Here is a 22,551-nt window from a genome sequence, read left to right on the forward strand (position 1 = left end):
CAAGGAGACCTCCATGCGTTTGAACAAACTCGCGGCCGCCACCCTGCTGCTCTGCGCCTTGCCCGCCGTCAGCCAGGCCCGTGACACGGCGGTGTACCTGCCGTTCGACAAGGCGGTCGCCGAGGCAACCCGCACCGGCAAGATCGACGGCAGCGTGAAGTTCTATCTGGCGGGCAACGCCCCGGCCGGCAAAGTCACCGTGGTCAGCAGCGGCGCGGTGACCAACAAGAAGACCAACGCCTTCAACAAGTCCGATGAAGTGGCCTGCGAATGGGTCGTGCAGTCAGCCATCATCAGCCTGCACCAGGCCGCGAAAAACGCCGGCGCCAACGCCGTGGCCAACATCGTCAGCTTCTACAAGAGCAACGAGCGCAAGGATGCGAAGAACTACGAATGCCATGCGGGCGCGATCATGGCTGGCGTTGCCTTGAAGGGTGATCTGGCGACGGTTCAATAACGGCCGGAAACGACAAAGGGCGCCTTTCGGCGCCCTTTTCAGTTCAGATCATGTGCTGGCATGCAACTTCAGCCCCAGCGCCTTCATGACTTTGAGGATCGTCCCAAACTCAGGATTTACCTCGCCTGACAGTGCGCGATAAAGACTTTCCCTTGATAGCCCAGCATCGCGCGCAACCTGCGTCATGCCACGCGCCCGAGCGATAGTGCCAAGTGCCTTGGCAATAAAAGCCGGGTCGTCACCCGCCTCTTCCATACAGGCGTCCAGATAGTTGGCCATGTCCTCTTCTGTCTTGAGGTACTCGGCTGAGTCCCAACGAGTGAATTGTTCGGTCATGGGTTTTGCTCCTGCCAGGATTCCGCTATGAGCCTGGCTTGCTTGATGTCTCGAGATTGACTGCTCTTGTCTCCACCACAAAGGAGGATGACCAGCTGACGACCTTGCTGCATGAAATAGACCCGATATCCCGGGCCATAGTCAATTCGGGCTTCGCTGATCCCTTCGCCAATGGCTTTGACATCACCGAAATTCCCATCAGCCATGCGATCAATTCGCACCTGAATACGCATCCTGGCGCGACTATCAGCCAGCTTCACAAGCCAGCTCGAGAATGTGGAGCTTCGAAGTATCTCAGTCATGGCTGCAAGTGTAGCCGTTGAGCTACACGCACTCTACATGGACTTCTCTCTGTCCGATATACGGCGTCTACACTCGTCATACCCGTAATTTGCTGCGCGTTACGTCAAGGAGATGACCATGCAAGCGAAAGCCCTGATCGCCGCCGCCCTTTTCAGCCTGCTCCCCAGCGCCAGCCACGCCACCAACCTGATGTACATGCCGTTCGAAACCGTGCTGTCGGATGCGATTCGTGCCGGGCGGCTGGATGGCAGTGTGAAGTTCTACCTGATCGGCAATGGACCACTGGGGACTCAGCGGATGTTGCAGCGCGGGGTGGTCAGCGATCTGAAGACCAATGGCTTCAACAAGAGCGATCACGACTCCTGCGAGTGGGTGTTGCAGTCGAATCTGATTGCGCTGCAGGCCCAGGCCAAGCGCGTCGGGGCCAACGCGGTGACCAATATCGTCAGCTACTACGACCAGCATGTGCGCAAGGATCTGAACACTTACGAATGTCGGGCCGGGGTGTTCGTGACGCGGGTGGCGTTGAAGGGTGACCTGGTGCGACTGCCCTGATCAACCGGCTTCGACCTTGCGCGTGAGCAGCTCGACGAACGCCTTGGCCATCGGCGATTTCTGATCCTTGCGCTGCACCAGCCACACCGCCGTCACCGCTTCGGGATCGAGCAACGGCCGATAGACCACGCCGTCGATGCGCATCCGCTGATACGAGGCCGGCATGACCGACACGCCCAGGCCCGCCGCCACCAGGCCGATGATCGTCATTGCCTCCCCCGCCTCTTGGGCGAAGTGCGGGCTGAAACCGGCGTCACGGGCCAGGCTGATCAGTTGCGAGTAAAGACCGCTGCCGTAGCTGCGCGGGAAGAACACGAACGGCTCCAGAGCCAGCGCCGAAAGAAACAGACCTTCCTCGCTACCCTGCGCCAGCGGATGTTTGGAGCTGAGCACCGCCACCAATGGCTCGCGCATCAGTTCGACCACGCTCAGCGAATCCGGCAGGCCCAGGGGGCGCATGATGCCGACCTCGATCGATTCGTCCACCAATGCGTCGGCCACCATGGTGCTACTCATCTCCCGCAGATTCAGGTGCACGGCCGGGAAACGCTGGCGGAAGGAAAAAATCGCCTGGGGAATCGTCGAGTTGAACGGCGCCGACGAAGTGAAGCCGATCTTCAGTTCCCCCAGCTCTCCGAGCTGCGCCCGCCGCGCCACGTCCGCCGCTTTGTCGACCTGAGCCAGCACCAGCCGCGCCTCTTCCAGAAACAATCGTCCGGCCTCGCTGAGCTCGACCCGACGATTGGTACGCTCGAACAGCCGTGCGCCGACTTCCTGTTCCAGCGCCTGAATCTGCTGGCTCAGCGGTGGCTGAGAAATGCCCAGCACCTGTGCGGCGCGGCCGAAATGCAGTTCTTCGGCGACGGCGATGAAGTAGCGCAAGTGACGCAATTCCATGGAAACCCCATTAGGTCGTGAAAGCTATCAAACAGGTCGAACAATATATTGGATAGAAACATTAGCCAGCTATATGATTTTTTCATTGCCTGCCTGCCCGCGCCCTCCGAGGTCTGATGTGAAAACCGCCGTCGCTCCACTGGCCCATGAAGTCCCGCCCGCTGCGGCGGACGATGTGCCGACCGAACTGCAAGAGATCTACATCGAGAAAGGCACGCCCGCGTTCATGCGCACGGTGCTCGCGCTTTTCAGCGGCGGCTTCGCGACGTTTGCCCTGCTGTACTGCGTGCAGCCGATGATGCCGTTGCTGTCCCAGGAGTATTCGATCAACGCGGCGCAAAGCAGCCTGATCCTGTCGGTGGCCACCGGCATGCTGGCCTTCGGTCTGCTGATCACCGGGCCGATTTCCGATCGGGTCGGGCGCAAACCGGTGATGGTTGCCGCACTGTTTGCTGCGGCCCTGTGCACCATCGCCAGTTCGATGATGCCGAGCTGGCACGGCGTGCTGATCATGCGGGCGCTGATCGGGCTGTCGTTGAGCGGCCTGGCAGCGGTTGCAATGACTTACCTGAGCGAGGAAATCCATCCGCAACACATCGGTCTGGCGATGGGCCTGTACATCGGCGGCAACGCGATTGGCGGGATGAGCGGGCGATTGATTACCGGTGTATTGATCGACTTCGTCAGCTGGCACACGGCGATGCTGGTGATCGGCGGCCTGGCACTGATTGCGGCAGCGGTGTTCTGGAAGATCCTGCCGGAGTCGCGCAACTTCCGCTCCCGCTCGCTGCATCCGCGCAGCCTGCTCGACGGCTTCACCATGCACTTTCGCGATGCCGGCCTGCCGCTGCTGTTCCTTGAGGCGTTCGTGCTGATGGGCGCGTTCGTCACGTTGTTCAACTACATCGGCTACCGCCTGCTGGCCGAGCCGTATCACCTGGATCAGGTGTTTGTGGGGTTGTTGTCGGTGGTCTACCTGTCGGGCATCTACAGCTCGGCAAAAATCGGTTCACTGGCCGACAAACTGGGGCGCCGCAAAGTGCTGTGGGCCACCATCGCCCTGATGTTCGCCGGCCTCGCCCTGACGATGTTTACACCGCTGCCTCTGGTGATCATCGGCATGCTGATCTTCACCTTCGGCTTCTTCGCCGCACACTCGGTGGCCAGCAGCTGGATCGGCCGTCGGGCGCTCAAGGCCAAGGGCCAGGCGTCGTCGCTGTACCTGTTCAGCTATTACGCCGGCTCGAGCATCGCCGGGACAGCGGGCGGGGTGTTCTGGCACATGGCCGGGTGGAACGGGATTGGGTTGTTTATCGGCGCGTTGCTGCTGGTGGCGCTGTTGGTGGCGTTGAAGCTGGCGAAGCTGCCACCGCTGGGCGGCGTCAAAGCCTGATTCACGCCCATAAAAAAACGCCCGGCATAAGCCGGGCGTTTTTTATTGAGGCACGATCACTCGTGGTACTGCGCCGACAACTCGTGCACCGCACGCAGGAACGCGCCAGCGTGTTCCGGATCGACTTCAGGCGTGATGCCGTGGCCGAGGTTGAACACGTGGCCGCTGCCCTTGCCGTAGCTGGCGAGGATGCGCCCGACTTCGGTGCGGATCGCTTCCGGCTTGGCGTACAGCACGGTCGGGTCCATGTTGCCTTGCAGTGCGACCTTGTCGCCAACGCGGGCGCGGGCGTTGCCGATGTCGCAGGTCCAGTCCAGGCCCAGTGCGTCGGCGCCAGCGTCGGCGATGCTTTCCAGCCACAGGCCGCCGTTCTTGGTGAACAGGATCACCGGCACCTTGCGACCGTCGTGCTCGCGGATCAGGCCGCTGACGATTTTCTTCATGTAGGCCAGGGAGAATTCCTGATACGCCGCCGCCGACAGGTTGCCGCCCCAGGTATCGAAGATCTGCACCGCTTGCGCACCGGCCTGGATCTGGCCGTTCAGGTACGAGGTCACCGACTGCGCCAGCTTGTCCAGCAACAGGTGCATGGCTTGCGGGTTGTCGTAGAGCATCGCCTTGGTCTTGCGGAAGTCTTTCGACGAGCCGCCTTCGACCATGTAAGTGGCGAGGGTCCATGGGCTGCCGGAGAAACCGATCAGCGGCACGCGGCCGTTCAGTTCGCGGCGGATGGTGCTGACCGCGTCCATCACGTACCCAAGGTCTTTGTGCGGATCCGGGATCGGCAGGGCTTCGATGTCGGCCAGGGTGCTGACGACTTTCTTGAAGCGCGGACCTTCACCGGTCTCGAAGTACAGGCCCTGGCCCATGGCATCGGGAATGGTGAGGATGTCGGAGAACAGGATCGCCGCGTCCAGTTGCGGATAGCGGTCGAGAGGTTGCAGCGTGACTTCGCAGGCGAATTCCGGATTCATGCACAGGCTCATGAAATCACCGGCCTGGGCGCGGCTGGCGCGGTATTCCGGCAGGTAGCGGCCGGCCTGGCGCATCATCCACACAGGGGTGACGTCTACGGGTTGCTTGAGCAGGGCGCGGAGGAAACGGTCGTTCTTCAGGGCAGTCATGTCGGCATCCGGAAAAAAAGTGCGGGCATTTTCTCAGAGCGCGACGCAAAAGGCACGGTTGCAGGTCAGCCTTTTGTCTATCGGGTCAATTTGTCGCAATGATTTCGCGGATTTCAGCAACACCCTGAAAACAATGTGGGAGCTGGCAAGCCAGCTCCCACAGGTATTGCGGTGCAGTTTCGAACCGGGTTTAGACGCCCAGGTAGTCGAGGATCCCTTCCGCCGCATTGCGGCCTTCGAAGATCGCCGTCACCACCAGGTCGGAACCGCGCACCATGTCGCCACCGGCGAAGATTTTCGGGTTGCTGGTCTGGTGCTTGTACTGACCTTGCTCAGGCGCAACGACGCGGCCCTGGCTGTCGGTCTGGATCTCGAACTGCTCGAACCACGGCGCCGGGCTCGGGCGGAAACCGAAAGCGATGACCACGGCGTCGGCCGGGATGATCTCTTCGGAGCCCGGGATCGGCTCGGGGCTGCGACGGCCACGGGCGTCCGGTTCGCCGAGACGGGTCTCGACCACTTTCACGCCTTCGACCTTGTCTTCGCCGACGATGGCGATCGGCTGGCGGTTGTAGAGGAATTTCACGCCTTCTTCCTTGGCGTTCTTCACCTCTTTGCGCGAGCCGGGCATGTTCGCTTCGTCACGACGATAAGCACAGGTCACCGACTTGGCGCCCTGGCGGATCGACGTGCGGTTGCAGTCCATCGCCGTGTCGCCGCCGCCCAGCACCACAACCTTCTTGCCTTTCATGTCGACGAAATCTTCCGGCGACTTTTCAAAGCCCAGGTTGCGATTGACGTTGGCAATCAGGAAATCCAGCGCGTCATAAACGCCCGGCAGATCCTCACCGGCAAAACCGCCCTTCATGTAGGTGTAGGTGCCCATGCCCATGAACACGGCATCGTATTCGGCGAGCAACTGCTCCATGGTCACGTCCTTGCCGACCTCGGTGTTGAGGCGGAACTCGATGCCCATGCCGGTGAAGACTTCGCGACGATTGCTCAGCACGGTCTTCTCAAGCTTGAACTCGGGGATGCCGAAGGTCAGCAGACCGCCGATTTCCGGGTTCTTGTCGAACACCACCGGAGTCACGCCGCCGCGCACCAGCACGTCGGCACAACCGAGGCCCGCCGGGCCTGCACCGATGATCGCGACACGCTTGCCGGTCGGTTTGACCTTGGACATGTCCGGGCGCCAGCCCATGGCGAACGCGGTGTCGGTGATGTACTTCTCGACCGAACCGATGGTCACCGCGCCGAAGCCGTCGTTGAGGGTGCAGGCACCCTCGCACAGACGATCCTGCGGGCACACCCGGCCGCAGACTTCCGGCAGGGTGTTGGTCTGGTGCGACAGCTCGGCGGCCTGGAGGATGTTGCCCTCGGCCACCAGTTTCAGCCAGTTCGGAATGAAGTTGTGCACCGGGCACTTCCATTCGCAATACGGGTTGCCGCAACCCAGGCAGCGGTGGGCCTGGTCGGCCGACTGCTGGGGTTTGAACGGTTCGTAGATTTCCACGAACTCTTTCTTGCGTTGACGCAACAGTTTCTTCTTCGGATCTTTGCGCCCGACGTCGATGAACTGGAAGTCGTTATTCAGACGTTCAGCCATTGTTAAAACCTCATCAAACTCTTCAGGCGCATATCACTGCGGGTTGGCACGGGTGCTGGAAAGCAACGACTTCAGGTTGGCAGCCTTCGGCTTGACCAGCCAGAAACGACGCAGGTAGTCATCGAGGTTCTCGGCGAGTTCACGCCCCCACTCGCTGTCGGTTTCCGCGACGTACTCGTTCAGCACGTTCTGCAGGTGGCTGCGATAGGCTTCCATCGCCTCGCCGCTGATCCGCTGGATTTCCACCAGTTCGTGGTTGACCCGGTCAACGAAGGTGTTGTCCTGGTCGAGCACGTAGGCGAAACCGCCGGTCATGCCAGAGCCGAAGTTGTAACCGGTCTTGCCCAGGACGCAGACGAAACCACCGGTCATGTACTCGCAGCAGTGATCGCCAGTGCCTTCCACGACCGTGTGGGCACCTGAGTTGCGCACGGCGAAACGCTCGCCTGCGGTGCCGGCGGCGAACAGCTTGCCGCCAGTGGCGCCGTACAGGCAGGTGTTGCCGATGATGGCGCTGTTCTGAGTCTGATAAGCGCTGCCCTTCGGCGGCACGATAACCAGTTTGCCGCCGGTCATGCCTTTGCCGACGTAGTCGTTGGCGTCGCCTTCCAGGTACATGTTCAGACCGCCGGCGTTCCACACGCCGAAGCTCTGACCCGCAGTGCCCTTGAAGCGGAAGGTGACTGGCGCCTTGGCCATGCCCTGATTGCCATGCTTGCGGGCGATTTCGCCGGAGATCCGTGCGCCGATCGAACGGTCGCAGTTGCAGATGTCCAGTTCGAACTCGGCGCCGCTGAGGTCGTTGATCGCCGACGTCGCCATCTCGACCATTTTCTCGGCCAGCAGGCCCTGGTCGAATGGCGGGTTGCGCTCGACGCCGCAGAACTGAGGCTTGTCCGCCGGGATGTGATCGCTGCCCAGCAGCGGGGTCAGGTCCAGGTGATGTTGCTTGGCGGTCTGGCCTTCGAGGACTTCCAGCAGATCGGTGCGGCCGATCAGCTCTTCGAGGGAACGCACGCCCAGCTTGGCCAGCCACTCACGGGTTTCTTCGGCGACGTAGGTGAAGAAGTTCACCACCATGTCGACGGTGCCGATGTAGTGATCCTTGCGCAGCTTCTCGTTCTGAGTCGCGACGCCAGTGGCGCAGTTGTTCAGGTGGCAGATACGCAGGTATTTGCAGCCCAGCGCGATCATCGGCGCGGTACCGAAGCCGAAGCTTTCGGCGCCGAGGATGGCCGCCTTGATCACGTCGAGGCCGGTTTTCAGGCCGCCGTCGGTCTGCACCCGAACCTTGCCGCGCAGGTCGTTGCCGCGCAGGGTCTGGTGGGTTTCGGCCAGGCCGAGTTCCCACGGTGCGCCAGCGTATTTGATCGAGGTCAGCGGCGAAGCACCGGTGCCACCGTCGTAGCCGGAGATGGTGATCAAGTCCGCATAGGCCTTGGCCACACCGGCGGCGATGGTGCCGACGCCCGCTTCGGCCACAAGCTTCACCGAAACCAGCGCCTTCGGGTTGACCTGTTTCAGGTCGAAAATCAGCTGCGACAAGTCTTCGATCGAATAGATGTCGTGGTGCGGCGGTGGCGAAATCAGGGTCACGCCCGGCACTGCGTAACGCAGTTTGGCGATCAGCCCGTTCACTTTACCGCCCGGCAGTTGCCCGCCCTCGCCCGGCTTGGCGCCCTGGGCGACCTTGATCTGCAGCACTTCGGCGTTGACGAGGTATTCCGGGGTCACGCCGAAACGACCGGTCGCAACCTGCTTGATTTTCGAGCTCTTGATGGTGCCGTAGCGTGCCGGGTCTTCGCCGCCTTCGCCGGAGTTGGAACGCGCACCCAGGCGGTTCATGGCTTCGGCCAGGGCTTCGTGAGCTTCCGGCGACAGGGCGCCCAGCGAGATACCGGCGGAGTCGAAGCGCTTGAGCACCGATTCCAGCGGCTCGACTTCGCTGATGTCCAGCGGTTTCTCGAGGGTCTTGACCTTGAACAGGTCACGGATCATCGACACCGGACGGTTGTCCACCAGCGAGGTGTATTCCTTGAACTTGGCGTAGTCGCCCTGCTGCACGGCGGCTTGCAGGGTGTTGACCACGTCCGGGTTGTAAGCGTGGTATTCGCCACCGTGGACGAACTTCAGCAGACCGCCCTGCTGGATCGGCTTGCGCGGACTCCAGGCTTCGGTGGCCAGTGCTTTCTGCTCGGCTTCGATGTCGACGAAACGCGCACCCTTGATGCGGCTCGGCACACCACGGAAGCTCAGCTCGCAAACTTCTTCGGACAGACCAATGGCTTCGAACAGCTGCGCACCGCGATAGGACGCAATGGTCGAGATGCCCATCTTCGACAGGATCTTCAACAGGCCTTTGGTGATGCCTTTGCGGTAGTTCTTGAACACCTCGTAGAGGTCGCCCAGCACTTCACCGGTACGGATCAGGTCGCCCAGCACTTCGTAGGCCAGGAACGGATAGACCGCCGAGGCGCCGAAACCGATCAACACCGCGAAGTGGTGCGGATCGCGGGCGGTTGCGGTTTCAACGAGGATGTTGGAATCGCAGCGCAGGCCTTTTTCGGTCAGGCGGTGGTGTACCGCGCCGGTAGCCATCGAGGCGTGGATCGGCAGCTTGCCCGGCGCGATATGGCGGTCGCTCAGAACGATCTGGGTACGACCGGCGCGCACGGCTTCTTCAGCCTGATCGGCGACGTTGCGGATCGCCGCTTCGAGGCCGATGCTTTCGTCATAGTTGAGGTCGATGATCTGCCGCTCGAAACCCGGGCGGTCGAGGTTCATCAGCGAGCGCCACTTGGCCGGGGAAATGACCGGCGAGCTGAGGATCACGCGCGAAGCGTGCTCCGGCGATTCCTGGAAGATGTTGCGTTCGGCACCGAGACAGATTTCCAGCGACATCACGATCGCTTCACGCAGCGGGTCGATCGGCGGGTTGGTCACCTGCGCGAACTGCTGACGGAAATAGTCATACGGCGTGCGCACGCGCTGGGACAGCACGGCCATCGGCGTGTCGTCGCCCATCGAGCCAACGGCTTCGTAGCCTTGCTCGCCGAGCGGACGCAGTACCTGATCGCGCTCTTCGAACGTGACCTGATACATCTTCATGTATTGCTTGAGCTGATCGACGTCGTAGAAAGCCGAACCGTGATCGTTGTCTTCCATGGTCGCCTGGATACGCAGGGCATTCTTGCGCAGCCATTGCTTGTACGGATGACGGGATTTCAGACGGTTGTCGATCGCGTCGGTGTCGAGGATCTGCCCGGTTTCGGTGTCCACGGCGAGGATCTGCCCAGGACCGACGCGGCCCTTGGCGATCACGTCCTGCGGCTGGTAGTTCCAGACGCCGATTTCCGAAGCGACAGTGATGAAACCATTGGTGGTGGTGACCCAGCGCGCCGGGCGCAGACCGTTACGGTCGAGCAGGCACACCGCGTAACGACCATCGGTCATCACCACGCCGGCCGGGCCGTCCCACGGCTCCATGTGCATCGAGTTGTACTCGTAGAACGCACGTAGATCCGGGTCCATGGTTTCGACGTTCTGCCACGCAGGCGGAATGATCATCCGCACGCCACGGAACAGGTCGATGCCACCGGTGACCATCAGTTCGAGCATGTTGTCCATGCTCGAAGAATCGGAGCCAACGCGGTTCACCAGCGGGCCGAGTTCTTCCAGATCCATCAGATCGTTGCTGAACTTGGTGCGACGGGCCTGGGCCCAGTTGCGGTTACCGGTGATGGTGTTGATCTCGCCGTTGTGAGCGAGGAAGCGGAATGGCTGAGCCAGCGGCCATTTCGGCAGGGTGTTGGTGGAGAAGCGCTGGTGGAACACGCAGATCGCGGTTTGCAGGCGCTGGTCACCCAGGTCCGGATAGAACGCGGCCAGGTCGGCCGGCATCATCAGGCCTTTATAGATGATGGTCTTGTGGGAAAAGCTGCAGATGTAGTGGTCGGTGTCAGCGGCGTTGGCCACGGACGAACGACGACGTGCGCTGAACAGCTTGACCGCCATGTCCTGATCGCTCAGGCCTTCGCCGCCGATGTACACCTGCTCGATCTGCGGCAGGCGCTCAAGGGCGAGGCGGCCGAGGACGCTGGTGTCGATGGGCACTTTGCGCCAGCCGATCAATTGCAGGCCTTCGGCCAGGATCTCGCGGTTCATGTTCTCGCGAGCGGCTTCGGCCTTGGCCGGATCCTGGTTGAAGAAGACCATGCCCACGGCATATTGCTTGGGCAGCTCGACGCTGAAGGCTTCCTGGGCAATCGCGCGCAGGAAGGCGTCAGGCTTTTGAATCAGCAGACCGCAACCGTCACCGGTCTTGCCGTCGGCATTAATCCCACCGCGGTGGGTCATGCAGGTCAGGGCCTCAATGGCCGTTTGCAATAGGGTATGACTGGGTTCGCCCTGCATATGGGCTATCAGGCCGAAACCGCAGTTATCCTTGAATTCATCTGGTTGGTACAGACCTGCTTTCATAGACACTTTCTCACCAGGCTGCCTCTTTTCGAGGCAAATTTCTTTTCAATTCAACCACTTGCATCTCGCGCCGAACGTACGCCGGCTTAGCGGGGGCAAAAGGGTGGTCATTGTACACAGCGACACAGAGGCTCACAAATTTGACGACGAAATGTCGCAAATTCATGTCGCATTTGTGAAAGGTTTAAAGCGATCTGCTGTGCTAGTCAAAACTTTTTTAATTTTGACCGCAACGACTCAAAGACTACTGTGACGCAGACACCACAAGGCACGCGGTCTGTAGAGACGGCGCGCACTTGTAGAGATTTTGAGGTGCTTGGAGAGGCGGCCTGGGTAAGGCCGCCGAATCTTCAGCGAGTTGTTGCCAGTTCCTGTTGGACGCTGGCGACAGTGCGAGGCCAAGGTTTACCAGCCTGAACCTTCGCTGGCAAGGCCTTGATGGCAGAAACGGCCGCATCACGATTGGCAAAGCTGCCATAGGTGATCACGTAGAGCGGCTTGCCGTTGAGGACTTTCTTGAAATAACGGTACTCGCCGCCCTGCTCCTTGACGAAGCTTTGTGCGGCGGCTTCAGAGCTGGTGCCGAGGATCTGCACCACGTAGTTGCCCGGCGCCTGGCCGGCGTACCAGCTGCCGCCAGCGGCTTTGGCGACGGTGACCGGCTTCTCGGCGGCTTTCTCGGCCGGTTTGGCCGCTGCTACAGGCTTGGCAGGCGCCGGAGCAGGCTTGGCGACTGGGGCGGCCGGAGCAGGCACTGGCTTGGCCGTGGCGACCTGAGTCGGTGCCGGTGTCGGTTTGGCCGCAGGGACCGGGACCGGCGTCGGCGCAGGACCGGCAGGCACACCGGCCGGTGGCGCGGTGGTGGTCACGGTTGGTGGCGTATTGCTGGAACCTTCCAGCGGCACACCGTCGTCACCCTCGGTAATCCCGCCCGCCGCTTCGGCCAATGGCTTGCGCATGACCGGTTGCGAATTGCCGACCAGCGGCAACGGCATCGGCTGGGTGTTACCGGCGAACTCCACGTTCGGTGCGCCACCCTGGCCCAATGGCAGCTGTGCCTGTTCATTGGCCGGTGCGCCGGTGGTCGGCGCCTTGTTGCGGCCAGGCATCAGCCAGGCGGCAGCGACCGCCACCACGACGACGGCGGAAATCGCCAATACGTGTTTCTTCGGCATGTTGAACCCCATACTTGGACGCTTGACCGCAGAGCGGCTGGCAATCATGACTTCGATCAGAGCATCGCGAGCGACCTGGTTGATGTTGCCCGGCCAACCCTCGGAGCTTTCGTGAATATCAGAGATCTGATCCGCGGTGAAAAGTTCGACGCCACGGCCCGCGCCTTCGAGCCGCTGGTCGAGATATTCGCGAGTTTCTTCTTCGGTGTACGGCTGCAATTCGATGACGTGGAAGCGCTCTTCTTCAAGGTGCAGTGCCTCAAGCTGAGCAATCAGCGACGACTCACCGAACAGGAACACATGCGGACGGCCTTCCGGTGCGCCGGCACCCAAAGCCATCAGGGCTTCGAGGGCGGACTCGTCGAGCTGCTCGGCATCGTCCACCAGCAGATAGACTTCCTGGCCGGTCAGCGCCAACTGTACGACCTGATCGAGGATCGCTCCGACATCGGCCTGGGCCACGTCCAGCGCCTGGGCGACCTGACGCAGCACACCGGCCGCATCGCCGGCGCCACGGGCGGAGACGACAACACTCTGAACCGACTGCTTGTTGGTGCTGGCAACCAGCGCCTGGCGCAGCAACGTCTTGCCGCTGCCCTGAGGGCCGGTGACCACCAGCAGCAACTGGCTGTAACGCGCCAGGTGGTGCAGTTGACCCAGCACCGGTTTGCGCTGGGCCGGGAAGAATTTGAAGCCCGGGACCCGTGGAGCGAAAGGGTCATGACTTAACTGGAAATGGCCGAGGAACGCCTCGTCGGCATGCAAACTAGTCATCGGAATCTTATTAACCTTTAAGCTGAGCCAGAGCGCGGTAATCCGCTCCCAGCGTGGCCTGTAGAACCTCTTTCGGATAATCGTCGGTCACTACCGCTTCGCCCATCCGGCGCAGCAGCACCAGGCGCAAACGACCGTCGATCACTTTTTTGTCAATTGCCATGTGTTCGAGAAAATCGGCTTCGCTCATTTCTTCAGGCGGCACCACCGGCAGGCCGGCACGCTGGAACAGACGAATCCCGCGATCGCGCTCCTGCTCGCTGATCCAGCCGAGGCGCGCGGACATTTCCATCGCCATTACCGTGCCAGCAGCGACCGCTTCACCGTGCAACCAGACACCATAGCCCATGTGGGTTTCGATGGCGTGGCCGAAGGTGTGGCCGAGGTTGAGCGTGGCGCGCACACCGGTCTCTTTCTCATCGGCGCCGACCACCGCCGCCTTGGCCGCGCAGGAGCGCTCGATGGCATAGGTCAGGGCTTTCTGATCCAGTGCGCGCAGGGCGTCGACGTTGTCTTCGAGCCAGGTCAGGAACGGCTCGTCGCAGATCAGGCCGTACTTGATGACTTCGGCCAGACCTGCCGACAGCTCGCGCGCTGGCAGGGTTTTCAGGGACGCCGTATCGATCAGCACCACGTTCGGCTGATAGAAGGCGCCGACCATGTTCTTGCCCAGCGGGTGGTTGATCCCGGTCTTGCCGCCCACCGACGAATCGACCTGGGACAGCAGCGTGGTAGGAATCTGGATGAAATCGACGCCGCGCTGGTAGCAGGCGGCTGCAAAACCGGCCATGTCGCCGATCACACCGCCACCAAGGGCGATGACGGTGGTACGACGATCATGCCGAGCAGTCAGCAGGCCGTCGAAGATCAGTTGCAGGGTTTCCCAGTTCTTGAAGGCTTCGCCGTCCGGCAGCACCACGGAAACCACCGAGAATTGTGCCAGGCTGCGGGTCAGACGCTCGAGATAGAGCGGCGCAACAGTCTCGTTGGAGATGATTGCCACTTGCCGCCCGTGGATGTGCGGAACCAGCAATTCAGGCTGATCCAACAGTCCTTCGCCAATATGAATCGGGTAGCTGCGCTCGCCTAGATCGACCTTGAGTGTCTGCATGTGTCCCCACAGTGAAGATGGAAGCAGGCGTCCTGCCTTGAATTATCGGATGTCCCCGGTCTTGAGTGATGTGACGCCGCTTGCATGCGATCCGCCACAACCCTCGACAGGACGCCGAGGATAGCGCATTTCGAGCGGCGCTTTAACGGGGCGGAAGCTGCTGCAGGCGGTCGAGAATATCGAGCACGACCATGCGTGGTGGCCGCTCGTCGGTTTCCACCACCAGATCGGCGATTTCCCGATAAAGCGGATCACGGATCGCCAGCAGGTCGCGCAAGGTTTTCTCGGGATTGGCCGTGCGCAGCAGCGGACGGTTGCGGTCGCGGGAGGTGCGGCCGACCTGCTGCTCGACGGAGGCGTGCAGATACACCACCCGTCCGCCCTCATGCAGGGCCTTGCGGTTGGCATCGCGCATCACCGCGCCGCCGCCCGTCGCCAGCACCACGCCGTCGAACGCGCACAGCTCGGCGATCATCGCCTGCTCACGATCACGAAAACCGGGCTCGCCTTCCTTGTCGAAGATCCACGGGATATTGGCGCCCGTACGCAGTTCAATTTCCTTGTCGGAATCCTTGAACGGCAGGCGCAGCTCTTTGGCCAGTAATCGGCCGATGGTGCTTTTTCCAGCCCCCATCGGTCCTACAAGAATCAAATTTCGCACAGAATCAACGACTCACAGCAATCGCCTGGTTATTCATGATACGCGGAGTGAGGAATACCAGCAGCTCGGATTTTTTCTCCGAAACCACATCACGCCGGAAAAGGCGGCCAAGATACGGCACATCGCCAAGAAATGGCACCTTATCTACGACCTTGCTTTGAGTATTTGAGAAAACTCCGCCAATCACGATGGTCTCGCCGTCGTTCACCAGCACCTTGGCATTGACCTCGTTTTTCTTGATCGGCGGTACATCCTGCACTTTATTCAGGTAGTCCGGTTCGTCCTTGGTGACCTTCACCTCCATGATGATGCGGTTGTCCGGAGTGATCTGCGGCGTGACCTCCAGCGACAGCGATGCCTCCTTGAAAGACACCGACGTAGCGCCGCTGGAGCTGGCTTCCTGATACGGAATTTCGGTGCCCTTGAGGATCTTCGCGGTCTCCTTGTCGGAGGTGACGACCTTGGGCTGCGAGACGATTTCACCGTTGCCGGTCTTCTCCATCGCCGTCAGCTCAAGGTCCAGTAAGACGTTGTCGGTGATGAACGCAATGCCGATCCCGGACGTATTGTTGACCGTGCCCATGTCGACGAACGGTGAGTTGGTGCTGGTGCTCCCCGGTGTACCGATGGTGGTCGACGAGCCGTTGCTGACCCCGGAAGTATTCCAGTTGCCCTTGTTCTGGATCGATCCGCCCCAGCGCACGCCCAGGCTTTTGTCGTAATCGACGTTGGCTTCGACGATCCGCGCCTCGATCATCACCTGACGCACCGGGATATCCAGTTGCGCCACGATCCGCCGCAGCTCGTCGAGGCGATCCTGGGTCTGGTAGGCGATGATGTTGTTGGTGCGCTCATCGACGGTGATCGAACCCCGTTCGTCGACTTTGGCCTCGGCGCTGGTGACCGACTGGAACAGCTTGGCGATGTCCGCAGCCTTGGCGTAATTCACTTGCAGCAGCTCGCGGCGCAGCGGTGCCAGCTCGGCGATCTGTTTCTGCGATTCCAGTTCCTGCCGTTCGCGGGCAGCGATTTCATCCGCCGGCGCCACCAGCAACACGTTGCCGACCTTGCGCTTGTCCAGCCCTTTGGTCTTGAGCACCAGATCCAGCGCCTGATCCCAAGGCACGTTTTGCAGGCGCAAGGTGATTCCGCCCTGCACCGTGTCGCTGGCCACCAGGTTGAGGTTGGTGAAATCGGCGATCAGCTGCAGCACCGAACGCACATCGATGTCCTGGAAATTCAGCGAAAGCTTTTCGCCGCTGTAGCTGTTGCGGTCGGCGTTGCGCTTTTGCAGGTCATCGACGGTCAACGGCCGGATGCTCACGGTCAGCTTGTTGTCGGTCTGGTAAGTGGAATAGTCGAAGGTGCCGCTGGGCTCGACGGTGATGGTCGCGCGATCCCCGCTGACGCCAGCATTGACGAACTGCACCGGGGTGGCGAAATCCTTGACGTCGAGGCGCACCCGCAACGGCTCGGGCAATTGGGTGCGGGCAAAATTGAGGATGATCTTGCCGTCATGTTCCTGGATGTCCGGCGCAATGGTCGGGTCGGACAGGTCGATGACGACATTGCCCTCACCCGCCGTGCCACGCTGGAAGTCCACGCCACGGATGGCCTTGGCGGTAGGCGCAAACGTCCGGGCCGGGGCGACCACCGGCGTGGTGCGCGGAGCCTTGGTAGCAGGTCGCGGCGCAGTAACTTTGCTGCCCTGCCCGACCACCACGAACAGCGTGTTCCCCTCGACCCGGGCGTCATACGGCGCCAACTGCGTCAGGTTGATGATCAACCGGGTACGGTCGTTGGCCTCGACCACGGTGGCAGTGCGCGCATTACCGCTACCGAGGTCGCGAGTCTTGCTCGCGAGCTGGCTGGCCACTCCCGGCAGATCCAGAGCAATCCGCGCAGGCGAATCGGTGGTGTAGCCCTTGGGCTGTGGCGGTGGGCCGTCGAACGACAGCTTCAACTCGACGCGATCGCCCGGCAGCGCCGCAACGTCCAGCGTCTTCAGATTGGCCGCTTGAACCATCGGCGACAGCAGCGCTATCCATAGCGAAAAACCGAGGGTGGAGAAAATCCTGTTCATTGTTCGACTTCCACTATGAGTGCTCTTTCAAAGGAATGGTGCGCGGCCGCTCCAGCCAGGCGCCTTCGCCATCGGGAACGATTTCGACCACATCGACCTGGGAGGCGCTGATCGCGACGATGCGCCCGTCGTTGCGCCCCAGGTAATCGCCGACTTTCAGCCGATGCACCCCGCCCGCCCCGCGCAGCAGCGCAAAGGAGCCGGAGGCATTGGCAATCGTGCCGACCATCTCGAATTGCTCGATGTTGAAACCTTCGAGGTACTGCTTGACCCGGTTCGGGTCCGGTTTGACGTTGCGCGAACCATGCTGCTGCCCGGCCAGATCAACCCGCACCTGACGCGAGAACGGGCTGCGCAGGCTGGCGGCGCTGTAGGTGAACGTCGGGTAGGAACGGAAGGTCGGCGTCGGCTCGATCTTGCCCGGCGGCCGCAGTCGCACTTCATTCATGTAGGCGTCGAGATCGCTGAAATCGTTGCCGCCGCAACCGCTCAAGCCCAGCGTCAAGGTCGACAATAGAAGGAAACGGATCGGGCTCATTTTTGCAGCCCCTTGTCGTTGTAGCGGTACGTCTTGGCGAGGATGCTCATGCGCAACTTCGTCCCGCCTTCCGGGTTGGCCGGCGCCAGCTCGAAGTCGTGCAGGGTCACGATCCGCGGCAATCCGGCCACGCCGCTGACGAAGGTGGCGAGGTCGTGATACGCGCCTGTGACGGTGATCTGGATCGGCAATTCGATGTAGAACTGCTGCGTCACCTCCGGCAACAGCTTGATCTCCTCGAATTCAAGACCGCTGCCCAGACCGGTGCGCGTGATGTCTTCCAGCAGCCCCGGCACTTCGGTGTCGCTGGGCAATTGCCGCAGCAGGACGCCGAACGAGTTCTCCATTTCCTTCATCTGCTGGGTGTACAGCTCGAGATTGGCCGCCAGGTGTGCCTTGCTGGTGAACTGCTCCTTGAGCGTGGCTTCCTCCGTACGCTTGAGCTCAAGCTGGTTTTCCATGTCACTGACGAAAAAGTTGTAGCCCAGCGCCAGGACCAGGATCATCAATAGCGCCCCGGCCAGGCCTTTGACGGCCGGCGGCCAGGAGCCGATGTTGCTGGTATCCAGGTCGTTGAAATCGATATTGCGCAGGCTTGCGAACCATTCGGACGGTTTCATTGATTGTCCTCCAGGTTCTTGGGCCGGGTTTGACGGACGGTCAGTTGAAAGACGTTGGCCTGATCCAGTTGCCCGGCCGTGGTCGCCTTGACCTCGTTCAGGCTCGGCGCATCGAACCAGTCGGATGCATCGAGATTGCGCATCAGGTCGGACACCCGATTGTTCGACTCCGCCGCACCGCTGATCGACAGGGTTTTGCCGACCATTTTCACGCTGGTGAAATACACCCCGTCAGGCAGGGTGCGCGCCAGTTGATCGAAAATCCGCCCGCTGACCTGCCGGTTGGCCTGCAGGTCCTGGATGATGCGCATCCGCTCCACCAATTGCTGGCGACGCGCCTTGAGCTCGCTGATCTGCTTGATCCGCTCATCGACCACGGCGATCTGTTTGCCGATGTAATCGTTGCGCACCTGTTGCCGCTCAATGGCGGCGCTGAAAATCTGAGCAGCAATGAAGACCGCGCCGACCGAACCGACCACCACGCCCGTCAGGGCCAGCAGGAAGCGTTTGCGTCGTTCTTCGCGGCGCTCCTCACGCCAGGGTAAAAGGTTGATCCGCGCCATCAGTCGAAACTCCTGAGCGCGAGCCCGCAGGCAATCATCAGGGCCGGCGCATCACTGGCCAGGGCCCCGGCGTTGACCTTGCTGCTCAAGGCCATGTCGGAAAACGGGTTGGCGACCTGGGTCGGCGTGCCCAGGCGCTCTTCGATCAGCCGATCCAGCCCGGGCACCGACGCCGTGCCACCGGCCAGCAGAATGTGGTCGACCGCGTTGTACTGGCCGGAGGCGAAGAAGAATTGCAGGGAGCGCGAGACCTGCTGCACCAGCGCCTCGCGAAAGGGCTGCAGGACTTCGCTGACATAATCGTCCGGCAGACCGCCCTGCTTTTTGGCCAGCCCGGCCTGCTCAATGGTCAGGCCATAACGGCGCTGGATTTCCTCGGTCAGCTGGCGTCCGCCAAACAGTTGCTCGCGGGTGTAGATGATCCGGCCGTTGTGCAGGACGCTGAGGGTGGTCATGGTGGCGCCGATATCGACCACCGCAACGGTCAGGCGCTCCTGGGAAGCCGCCAGCTGCATGGCCAGCAAGCCGAACGAGCGCTCAAGCGCATACGCCTCGACATCCACCACCCGCGCAGTCAGGCCGGCGAGGGCCAGTGCCGCCTCGCGGACTTCGACGTTTTCCTTGCGACAGGCAGCCAGCAGCACATTGACCCGTTCGGGATTGCGCGGTGAAACGCCCTGGACTTCGAAGTCGATGGCAACTTCGTCCAGCGGATAGGGGATGTATTGATCGGCCTCGATCCTGAGCTGGTTTTCCAGCTCGTCGTCGGACAGCCCGGCGTCCATTTCGATGACCTTGGTGATCACCGCCGAGCCGGCCACCGCCACCGCCACGCTCTTGAGCCCGGTACGCGCCTTGACCAGCACCCGGGACAAGGCGTGCCCGACGCCTTCGAGTTCGGCGATGTTCTTCTCGACCACGGCGTTGGCCGGCAACGGCTCCACCGCGTACGCCTCGACCCGGTAGCGCTCACCCTGACGGCTCAGCTCCAGCAGCTTCACCGAAGTGGAGCTGATGTCGATCCCCAGTAACGTGTTGGTCTTTTTGTTGAAGAGTCCTAGCACTACCAATTCCCTATGACTATCCGTGAGTTACGGACTCTGTAATGCGCATTGCGTTCCCTCGCCCCGTCTTGACAGAAGCGCAAATGACGCCCCCAGCGGAAAAGTGCTTATAATGCCCAGCGATTTTTTCCGCTTTTTACTGCCGGCGCGGGCCGTTCTGTGTGTTTCCGGAACCCTGTCGCCCAATTCATTCTTTGCCCTGGATGTCCAAAAGCCTTGATTCGTCTGCTGAAATTCTTCGGTTGGTCCATCGTCGCCGTTTTCTGCGGACTGCTTTTAGGTCTCAGCGGCGCGTTTCTTTACCTTAGTCCGGGTTTGCCATCTGTGGAGGCGCTGAGAAGCATTCAGTTGCAGATTCCGCTCCGGGTGTACAGCAGCGACAACAAGTTGATCGCAGAATTTGGCGAAATGCGCCGCACGCCGATCCGTTTCGCCGACATTCCCCCCAATTTCATCAATGCGTTACTAAGTGCTGAAGACGACAACTTCGCCAACCACTATGGTGTCGATCCGAGCAGCCTGATGCGTGCCGCGACCCAACTGGTCAAGAGCGGGCACATCCAGTCCGGCGGCAGCACCATCACCATGCAGGTGGCGAAGAACTTCTTCCTGACCAGCGAACGCAGCTTCTCGCGCAAGACCACGGAAATCCTCTTGGCCCTGCAGATAGAACGTCAGCTGACCAAGGACGAGATCCTCGAGCTGTACGTGAACAAGATTTATCTGGGCAACCGCGCCTACGGCATCGAGGCGGCGGCGCAGGTGTATTACGGCAAGTCGATTCGCGAGGTCAGCCTGGCGCAGATGGCGATGATCGCCGGCCTGCCGAAAGCCCCTTCGCGCTTCAACCCGCTGGCCAACCCGGCGCGCAGCAAGGAGCGTCGTGACTGGATCCTCGGGCGCATGTACAAGCTCGGCAAGATCACCGAGGCCGACTACACCGCCGCCATCAACGAGCCGTTGAACGCCAGCTACCACGTGCCAACCCCGGAAGTGAACGCGCCGTACATCGCCGAGATGGCCCGCGCCGAAATGGTCGGCCGCTACGGGAGCGACGCCTATACCGAAGGTTTCCGCGTCACCACCACGGTGCCGAGCAACCTGCAGGAAATGGCCAACACCGCGCTGCACGAAGGCCTGATGACCTACGACCAGCGTCACGGCTACCGTGGCCCTGAATCGCGTCTGCCGGGCAAGACCCATGAAGCCTGGGCCACCGAGCTGACCAAGCAGCGCACCATCAGCAGCCTCGAGCCGGCCATCGTCACCCAGGTCGACAAGAACGGTCTGCAAGTGCTGACCCGCACCGGTGAAGAGCACGTGGCGTGGGACACCATGAAATGGGCCCGTCCGTTCCTCAATACCAACAGCATGGGTGCCGCGCCGCGTCAGCCATCGGATGTCGCGCAGGTCGGCGATCTGGTGCGCGTACAGCGCCAGCCGAACAATTCGCTGAAGTTCAGCCAGATTCCGCAGGCCCAGGGCGCGCTGGTGTCGCTGGATCCGCAGAACGGTGCGATCCGCTCGCTGGTCGGCGGTTTCGCCTTCGAGCAAAGCAACTACAACCGCGCAATGCAGGCCAAGCGTCAGCCGGGCTCGAGCTTCAAGCCGTTCGTCTACAGCGCCGCGCTGGATAACGGCTACACCGCCGCCAGCCTGGTCAACGACGCACCGATCGTGTTCGTCGACGAGTACCTGGACAAGGTCTGGCGTCCGAAGAACGACACCAACACCTTCCTCGGCCCGATCCGTCTGCGTGAGGCGCTGTACAAGTCGCGCAACCTGGTTTCGATCCGCTTGCTGCAGGCGATGGGCGTAGGCAAGACCATCGACTACATCACCCGCTTCGGCTTCAACAAACAGGACCTGCCGCCTAACCTGTCCCTGGCGCTGGGCACCGCGACCCTGACGCCAATGGAAATCGCCACCGGCTGGAGCACCTTCGCCAACGGCGGTTTCAAGATCACCCCGTACATCATCGACAAGATCGAAAGCCGCAATGGCGACACGCTGTTTGTCGCCAACCCGCCGACAGTACCGCAGGGCGGCGCAGCCACCGACGGCATCGCGGCACCGGCGACCCAATCGATCACCGTCAACGCAGCGCCGATTCCGGGTGAAGCGCCGGGCAGTGCCGCAATGCCGCAAGTGCCGGCAGTCGCCGAGCGCATCGTCGATGGTCGCACCACGTACATCCTCAACAGCATGTTGCAGGACGTGATCAAGCTCGGCACCGGTCGTCGTGCACTGGCCATGGGTCGCAGCGACATCGCGGGTAAAACCGGTACCACCAACGAATCCAAGGATGCGTGGTTCTCCGGTTACAACGCCGATTACGTGACCACGGTCTGGACCGGTTTCGACCAGCCGGAAAGCCTCGGTCGCCGGGAGTTCGGCGGCACCGTGGCGTTGCCGATCTGGATGAACTACATGAGCGCCGCGCTCAAGGACAAGCCGCCGCATGTCCAGCCAGAGCCGGAAGGCATCCTGAGCCTGCGGGTGGACCCGGTCAGCGGCCGCGCGGCCACACCGAGCACACCGGGCGCCTACTTCGAGCTGTTCAAGGCCGAAGACACGCCGCCGTCGGTCAACGAGATCGGTAACGGCACAGCACCGGGCAGTCCGTTGCCAGCGGATGAACAGGCGCCGATAGACTTGTTCTGATCCCGATCCTGATCCGCCAAAAAGCCCCGCCTTCGTGAGAAGTGCGGGGCTTTTTATTGCCTTCAGGATTGGTGCTGGATGAACCGGCCACACCCGACACAAAACCCTCAGGCACAAAAAAGCCCCGACTCTCACGAGCCGGGGC

Annotated in this window: 18 protein-coding genes; 4 read left to right on the top strand and 14 right to left on the bottom strand. The window is 61.5% G+C overall.

All coding sequences use genetic code 11. The annotated features are described in order from the left end of the window. Window positions 1-13: 13 nt before the first annotated feature. The gene (locus AC3WRD_RS01205) at window positions 14-457 is read left to right on the top strand and encodes an excinuclease (protein ID WP_102620196.1); all 444 of its coding nucleotides are present in this window, start codon (window positions 14-16) and stop codon (window positions 455-457) included. A gap of 48 nt (window positions 458-505) precedes the next feature. Here AC3WRD_RS01205 and AC3WRD_RS01210 read toward each other — a convergent pair whose 3' ends face one another. Together AC3WRD_RS01210 and AC3WRD_RS01215 are read right to left on the bottom strand one after the other, a co-directional pair. Then, window positions 506-793 (bottom strand): addiction module antidote protein, encoded by a 288-nt coding sequence (locus AC3WRD_RS01210; protein WP_011332089.1) that lies wholly within the window; start codon window positions 791-793, stop codon window positions 506-508. Next, the gene (locus tag AC3WRD_RS01215) at window positions 790-1,095 is read right to left on the bottom strand and encodes a type II toxin-antitoxin system RelE/ParE family toxin (protein ID WP_102620197.1); all 306 of its coding nucleotides are present in this window, start codon (window positions 1,093-1,095) and stop codon (window positions 790-792) included. Before AC3WRD_RS01215 ends, AC3WRD_RS01210 begins: the two co-directional genes overlap by 4 nt. Before the next feature lie 118 nt (window positions 1,096-1,213). On the opposite strand from AC3WRD_RS01215, the gene AC3WRD_RS01220 reads away from it, so the two are divergent. Continuing rightward, window positions 1,214-1,651 carry an excinuclease gene (locus AC3WRD_RS01220; RefSeq protein WP_096819910.1) on the top strand — a complete coding sequence of 146 codons (438 nt, stop codon included), beginning with the start codon at window positions 1,214-1,216 and terminating at the stop codon, window positions 1,649-1,651. Here AC3WRD_RS01220 and AC3WRD_RS01225 read toward each other — a convergent pair whose 3' ends face one another. Then, window positions 1,652-2,548, bottom strand: a complete 897-nt coding sequence (locus AC3WRD_RS01225; RefSeq protein ID WP_039766450.1) for a LysR family transcriptional regulator — start codon at window positions 2,546-2,548, stop codon at window positions 1,652-1,654. A 118-nt stretch (window positions 2,549-2,666) separates the two neighbouring features. Between AC3WRD_RS01225 and AC3WRD_RS01230 the strand changes: the two genes are divergently transcribed. Next, entirely contained in the window at window positions 2,667-3,941 is a 1,275-nt protein-coding gene (locus tag AC3WRD_RS01230) for an MFS transporter (RefSeq protein ID WP_102620198.1), read from the top strand. A gap of 56 nt (window positions 3,942-3,997) precedes the next feature. On the opposite strand, the gene hemE is transcribed toward AC3WRD_RS01230, so the two are convergent. The 11 genes from hemE to AC3WRD_RS01285 form a co-directional block, all read right to left on the bottom strand. Next, a complete protein-coding gene (gene hemE, locus AC3WRD_RS01235; protein ID WP_007952372.1) occupies window positions 3,998-5,065 on the bottom strand; it encodes a uroporphyrinogen decarboxylase in 1,068 nt (355 codons plus the stop codon). 190 nt (window positions 5,066-5,255) lie between these two features. Continuing rightward, window positions 5,256-6,674, bottom strand: coding sequence for an FAD-dependent oxidoreductase (locus AC3WRD_RS01240; RefSeq protein ID WP_007909438.1), 1,419 nt, complete (start codon window positions 6,672-6,674; stop codon window positions 5,256-5,258). A 33-nt stretch (window positions 6,675-6,707) separates the two neighbouring features. After that, window positions 6,708-11,153: a glutamate synthase large subunit gene (gene gltB, locus AC3WRD_RS01245; protein WP_102620199.1), complete on the bottom strand. Its 4,446-nt coding sequence runs from the start codon at window positions 11,151-11,153 to the stop codon at window positions 6,708-6,710. A gap of 350 nt (window positions 11,154-11,503) precedes the next feature. After that, window positions 11,504-13,102, bottom strand: a complete 1,599-nt coding sequence (locus AC3WRD_RS01250; RefSeq protein ID WP_102620200.1) for an AAA family ATPase — start codon at window positions 13,100-13,102, stop codon at window positions 11,504-11,506. A 10-nt stretch (window positions 13,103-13,112) separates the two neighbouring features. After that, a complete protein-coding gene (gene aroB, locus AC3WRD_RS01255) occupies window positions 13,113-14,213 on the bottom strand; it encodes a 3-dehydroquinate synthase (RefSeq protein WP_102620201.1) in 1,101 nt (366 codons plus the stop codon). 142 nt (window positions 14,214-14,355) lie between these two features. Then, window positions 14,356-14,874: a shikimate kinase AroK gene (gene aroK / locus AC3WRD_RS01260; RefSeq protein WP_045121685.1), complete on the bottom strand. Its 519-nt coding sequence runs from the start codon at window positions 14,872-14,874 to the stop codon at window positions 14,356-14,358. 4 nt (window positions 14,875-14,878) lie between these two features. Beyond that, the gene (locus AC3WRD_RS01265; RefSeq protein WP_102620202.1) at window positions 14,879-16,957 is read right to left on the bottom strand and encodes a type IV pilus secretin PilQ; all 2,079 of its coding nucleotides are present in this window, start codon (window positions 16,955-16,957) and stop codon (window positions 14,879-14,881) included. A 13-nt stretch (window positions 16,958-16,970) separates the two neighbouring features. Then, complete coding sequence (locus tag AC3WRD_RS01270) at window positions 16,971-17,495, bottom strand: pilus assembly protein PilP (RefSeq protein WP_096819917.1); 525 nt, start codon at window positions 17,493-17,495, stop codon at window positions 16,971-16,973. Continuing rightward, complete coding sequence (gene pilO, locus AC3WRD_RS01275; protein WP_102620203.1) at window positions 17,492-18,115, bottom strand: type 4a pilus biogenesis protein PilO; 624 nt, start codon at window positions 18,113-18,115, stop codon at window positions 17,492-17,494. The genes AC3WRD_RS01270 and pilO overlap by 4 nt, the downstream gene beginning before the upstream one ends. Then, window positions 18,112-18,678, bottom strand: a complete 567-nt coding sequence (locus AC3WRD_RS01280; protein ID WP_102620204.1) for a PilN domain-containing protein — start codon at window positions 18,676-18,678, stop codon at window positions 18,112-18,114. Before AC3WRD_RS01280 ends, pilO begins: the two co-directional genes overlap by 4 nt. After that, entirely contained in the window at window positions 18,678-19,742 is a 1,065-nt protein-coding gene (locus tag AC3WRD_RS01285) for a pilus assembly protein PilM (protein ID WP_102620205.1), read from the bottom strand. The genes AC3WRD_RS01280 and AC3WRD_RS01285 overlap by 1 nt, the downstream gene beginning before the upstream one ends. A gap of 219 nt (window positions 19,743-19,961) precedes the next feature. Between AC3WRD_RS01285 and AC3WRD_RS01290 the strand changes: the two genes are divergently transcribed. Beyond that, complete coding sequence (locus tag AC3WRD_RS01290; RefSeq protein WP_371858309.1) at window positions 19,962-22,406, top strand: penicillin-binding protein 1A; 2,445 nt, start codon at window positions 19,962-19,964, stop codon at window positions 22,404-22,406. Window positions 22,407-22,551 lie beyond the last annotated feature (145 nt).

The sequence above is a fragment of the Pseudomonas sp. FW215-R2 genome (assembly GCF_058789255.1).